The 2,374-nt window shown below is 49.0% G+C and carries 3 protein-coding genes; all 3 read right to left on the bottom strand.

All coding sequences use genetic code 11. The annotated features are described in order from the left end of the window. Positions 1–39 precede the first annotated feature (39 nt). Entirely contained in the window at positions 40–1,479 is a 1,440-nt protein-coding gene (tnpC, locus tag QEH52_RS19340; protein WP_308952601.1) for an IS66 family transposase, read from the bottom strand. Between the two features lie 114 nt (positions 1,480–1,593). Beyond that, the gene (tnpB, locus tag QEH52_RS19335; RefSeq protein ID WP_308952600.1) at positions 1,594–1,944 is read right to left on the bottom strand and encodes an IS66 family insertion sequence element accessory protein TnpB; all 351 of its coding nucleotides are present in this window, start codon (positions 1,942–1,944) and stop codon (positions 1,594–1,596) included. Further along, the gene (gene tnpA, locus QEH52_RS19330; protein WP_308952599.1) at positions 1,937–2,314 is read right to left on the bottom strand and encodes an IS66 family insertion sequence element accessory protein TnpA; all 378 of its coding nucleotides are present in this window, start codon (positions 2,312–2,314) and stop codon (positions 1,937–1,939) included. Before tnpA ends, tnpB begins: the two co-directional genes overlap by 8 nt. Positions 2,315–2,374 lie beyond the last annotated feature (60 nt).

Raw genomic sequence — 2,374 nt, 5'->3', positions numbered from 1 at the left:
GTTATCGTCCGAACATTGACCTCGATCTTTTAGCTAGCGCTAGTTGCTCCAGTTCTGAGGTAGCAGCTGTTCTAAGATCGTCTCAGGAGGACGGCCATCGTGAGGGATCAATTTTGCCAATACGTCAGTGAGATAATCGTATGGGTTGATGTTGTGGATGGTGCAGGTTTGTAGTAGAGAGTAAATGACGGCGCTTTTCTGTCCTGCGTCTGGATGTCCAATGAACATCCAGTTCTTAGCTCCAATTTTTGTAGGTCTGAACTTACTCTCTAGTAAATTAGTATCCAATCGTGTGTGACCATGCTTCAGGCATTCTAATAGTTCAGGCCATTGATTAGCGGTATAATTAAGGGCAACTCTGAAGTCATTTTTGGGGATGGTCATGTCAACTGCATAGCCATCGAGCTTGTCCTTGATCTCCTTCGCAATTGGGATCGATTCGGTCTGCCTTAGGAGCTTGCGTTTACTCGGGCTTACATCGCCGAGATCCCATTTCTCTTCGAGTTTGTAGAGTTTACTGATGAGTTTCATCATGCTCTTGGCATGTGCGGGTTCGTGCTCAAGTGCATCACGGAACTTCCGAAAGGTGTGCGCCCAACAGGCAGCCAACGTGATTTCAGGGTGCAGCTCCGCGTAGTTGCCATAAGCTGCATAGCCATCACTTTGCAGGATACCTGAAAAATCTTCGACAAGTGTTTCGACGTTTTCATGACGCCGGTTATTAATCCATTTGAGCACGATCGATTGGCCGGGCGCATGGATCGCCCAGAAGTAGCCTTGGCCGACTCCCGGTTTATTACCGTTGATGTATCTGATGAAGGTCTCATCGATTTGAAGATAGCCGCTGGATTTTGCGCGCTTATCCATGAACTCATATAAGGGGCGCAACCATTCGGACATGCGCTGGACTGCATCACTTTGGCTCTGACGAGTCATCTCCAGGCCCATGCGTTCAAGCTTTTTCTCGAGGCGGTAAAGGGTGCTGTGATCGAGATATTTGCTTAGCACGATATAAATTGCCAGACTACTGGAGACGTAGCTGCTGCTAAAACGAATCGGCGCTTTCGCAATAATTGGAGCGCTCGTGCGATCCTCCTTGTTACGATATTTTTTGCTGCGGATCAGGTGGCGACCTAATTTGGTCGGGATCACCAAGACTTCTTCAGTGACGACTTCGCCGATCTCTTCCCACTGATCGGGCGATGCTTCTACTTCACGCGGAATGCGCACAGTTTCTCTGATCACTGGCAGTCCTTTAAGTTTCTGCTCGATACCAATACGTTTCTTGCCTTTACGCTTTGTGCTACTGCTGGGGATTTTGGGAACTTCCTCGTCCTGATTCGCCTCGTCATCGCGGCCCTCATCAGAGTCGGCGCGCACGGATTCGGTATGCTCAATATGCAAATATTGCTGAGCCTCGTCATCCTGTTTCACTCGCTTTGCCTGTGCAATTTCCAAGGCACGGATCTTTAGCTGCAAGTTCGCGTTCTCGACCTTAAGATTCGAGACTTCTTTGGATAGACTGGCTTCAAGTTTTGTGATAACTAATATGAGATCATTTTGATCTAGTTATGTAAAGGCTGTATTTAAAAATTAACGACAAAACCATGCTCGAAAACTGCCATCCTTTAAATCAATCCCATTGAGTAACATACCCAGTGCTTCAGGTTTCATCTCGATCGATCCCTGATTCGCCTCAGTGCGCCCGGGCCACCAAAAGGTTCCTTTCTCCAAGCGCTTGGCCAAGACCCAGAAACCGGTGCCATCCCAATAAAGCAATTTTACGCGATCACGCCGGCGGTTCGCGAATAAAAATAGACTCCCGTCCATCGGATTTAGGTCAAGTTGGTGCTTGGCGATTGCATAGAGGCCATTGAAGGCCTTGCGCATATCGGTGGGATCCACGCACAAGTAAATCCTCAGCGAACTCGAAAAGTTAAACATCAAATATCTCCTCTTTGATGGATTTAACCAGAGCGACCAAGGATTGCTCACTCGGCGCTGCGATAATCGCGCATTCCAGAGAACCGGAGCGCAATGTAATACTGATTGCCGAGCTGGAACTGCTCAGTGGCGAGCTGACACGCACTGGAACAAAAGTCGCATTCTCTGGCTGCAAGCTCGTCGGCTTCGATTTGCGCTGTGACTGGCTGCGCCAGGCATACAGCGATTTATAATTGAGCGCGTGTTCACGCGCGTATGCACTTGCGGACAATCCGCTTTGCTTCCAGTGCGCGACATGCTCGCGGCGTTCGGACTCGTTGAAGCGCCGACGGCGGCTCTGAGCTGTGATTGGGCTTACTTGGTTTTCCATGCCCTAGAGATTAACCTAAAATTAGGCTCTCGTATAGCGGGTCAATGTTCGGACGATAAC

Source organism: Thalassobacterium maritimum, from assembly GCF_031127805.1.
Classification (GTDB): Bacteria; Verrucomicrobiota; Verrucomicrobiia; order Opitutales; family Coraliomargaritaceae; genus Thalassobacterium; species Thalassobacterium maritimum.
The sequence above is the reverse complement of the archived record's forward strand: the minus strand, read 5'-3'. Positions and strand labels throughout refer to the sequence as shown.